Raw genomic sequence first — 2,049 nt, 5'->3', positions numbered from 1 at the left:
AACACTTTTACCTTCGGAAAGCCAGAGAATAGTTTGGGCACGTTGTCTTTCACGCCAATGTTTTGCATGTTTGGCCAGAAAAATGAGTCGTTCTCGCTGTTCTAAACTAAGTGGTACAGAAACAATCTGAACCGTACCGGGTTTGTCGGAGAGTCAATATTCTGAGAGACTATCCCGATGACAAAATTAAAATATGCCCCTGAAATCAGAGAAAGAGCGGTTCAATTATTGATTGAATCTGAAAAAGATTATCCATCGAATTGGGCTGCGATCACCGCTATTGCTCCCAAGATAGGTTGTACTCCTGAAACACTACGTGTTTGGTATCAAAAATATTTAGATAAACTAAATCCAGTTAAAGTACAGCAGCTTTCAGACCAAGAACGTATCAAACAACTCGAACGCGAAAATAAAGAACTGCAACGCGCCAATGAGATTCTACGTAAAGCAGCCGCTTTTTTCGCCCAGGCGGAACTCGACCGCCCACACAAATAATGGTGGATTTTATCCATAATAATAAAGAGCTGTACGGAGTCGAGGCGATTTGTAGAATTTTACCGATCGCACCCTCAACCTATTACCGGACTCTAGATCTCTGCGAAAACCCAGAACATCGAGCAAAGCGAGATCTACATGACTTGCATCATGCTGAACAAATTAAACGAATTTGGAAGGAAAGTTCAGGTCGATATGGTGTACGTAAAGTTTGGCAAAAACTGAAACGTGAAGGCTATATTATTGCACGCTGTACAGTTGCTCGATTGATGCAAAAGCTAGGTATACAAGGTGTTTGGCGAGGTAAGAATAAACAAACTACCCATAGCCGAGATGATCAAAAACGAGCAGATGACTTGGTGAAACGCAATTTTAGTGCTGATCACCCTGACCAGCTGTGGGTCGCTGACTTTACGTATATTCAAACAAATTCAGGCTGGGTCTATACCGCCTTTATTATTGATGTGTTCTCGCGAGCAATTGTTGGATGGAAAGTATCAACACGGATGAATACAGACATGGTGCTCGATGCACTGGAGCAAGCATTGCATGATCGAGGCATGCCAAAGAACGTGATTCATCATAGTGACAGAGGTGTGCAATATCTTTCCATTCGTTATACCAATCGTTTAGAAGCAGCAAATTTACGAGCATCAGTCGGTACGACCGGTGATTCATACGATAATGCTTTGGCTGAAACAGTGAATGGCTTATACAAAACAGAGGTGATTGAATATTTAAAAGCAGATTGGCAAGGTTTAGCGGATGTACAACTTGCGACATTAAATTGGGTAGATTGGTTCAATAAAGAGCGTGTACATAGTGCACTAGGTTATGTGCCACCTTTTGATTTTGAAGCAATGTACTATGATAAAATTAATCCGTTAGGTCAGGTGGCCTAACTTAAATAAAAAAGTCTCCGACAAACCCGGTACGGTTCAATCCGAGGCATGTGTGAACATCTGTTAACTAAAAAAACCTTTTCGCATGATTAGTTATTTTTGTCAACTTAATACACTTCAAAACAATACTACAGAAGATTTCTGGTGGTTAAACAATGGAGTAACTATATTAAGTACTAAGGTTACTCCAAGAACAAATAAACAGTTAGTAATTCAGAATCCTGAGATTGTGAATGGACTACAAACAAGTTCTGAAATTTATCGTTATTTCAAAGAAAATGCAGTAAAAATACAGGATATTGAAAACCGCAATGTTCTAGTTCGTGTAATTGTTCCAAGCTCCGAAGAGGTCAGAGATAAAATTATTAAAGCAACAAATAGTCAAACACAAATCCCTAAATCATCTTTAAGAGCGACTGATCCAATTCATAGACAAATTGAAACTTTTTTAAAAACCAAAGGGTATTATTACGATAGACGTAAAAACTTCTATAAAAATGAAGGTAAAAAACCTAAACAAATTATTAAGTTGACAAAAATAACTAATCATGCGAAAAGGTTTTTTTAGTTAACAGATGTTCACACATGCCTCGGATTGTTTCTGTACCACTTAGTTTAGAACAGCGAGAACGACTCATTTTTCTGGCCAAAC

Annotated in this window: 2 protein-coding genes, 2 pseudogenes and 1 other annotated feature; of the genes and pseudogenes, 3 read left to right on the top strand and 1 reads right to left on the bottom strand. The window is 38.6% G+C overall.

Annotated features, from left to right (window positions below; genetic code table 11):
* Positions 1 to 126, bottom strand: a pseudogene (locus FTV37_RS17160) (helix-turn-helix domain-containing protein); the annotation flags it as partial.
* A gap of 51 nt (positions 127 to 177) precedes the next feature.
* Here FTV37_RS17160 and FTV37_RS17155 point away from each other — a divergent pair.
* The 3 genes and pseudogenes from FTV37_RS17155 to FTV37_RS18120 all read left to right on the top strand — a co-directional run.
* A protein-coding gene (locus FTV37_RS17155; RefSeq protein WP_100249712.1) for an IS3 family transposase occupies positions 178 to 1,397 on the top strand; the annotation gives its coding sequence in 2 pieces (ribosomal slippage) (positions 178 to 454 and positions 454 to 1,397; 1,221 coding nt in all).
* Positions 453 to 569, top strand: a sequence feature (AL1L pseudoknot). (Overlaps the previous gene by 117 nt.)
* An 85-nt stretch (positions 1,398 to 1,482) precedes the next feature.
* Positions 1,483 to 1,965: an AIPR family protein gene (locus FTV37_RS17150; protein ID WP_180064325.1), complete on the top strand. Its 483-nt coding sequence runs from the start codon at positions 1,483 to 1,485 to the stop codon at positions 1,963 to 1,965.
* Between the two features lie 17 nt (positions 1,966 to 1,982).
* Positions 1,983 to 2,049 (top strand): annotated as a pseudogene (locus FTV37_RS18120) (helix-turn-helix domain-containing protein); the annotation flags it as partial.

It is taken from the genome of Acinetobacter sp. YH16042 (assembly GCF_013417245.1).
Taxonomy (GTDB): domain Bacteria; phylum Pseudomonadota; class Gammaproteobacteria; order Pseudomonadales; family Moraxellaceae; genus Acinetobacter; species Acinetobacter amyesii.
This window is presented reverse-complemented; position numbering and strand designations above follow the sequence as displayed.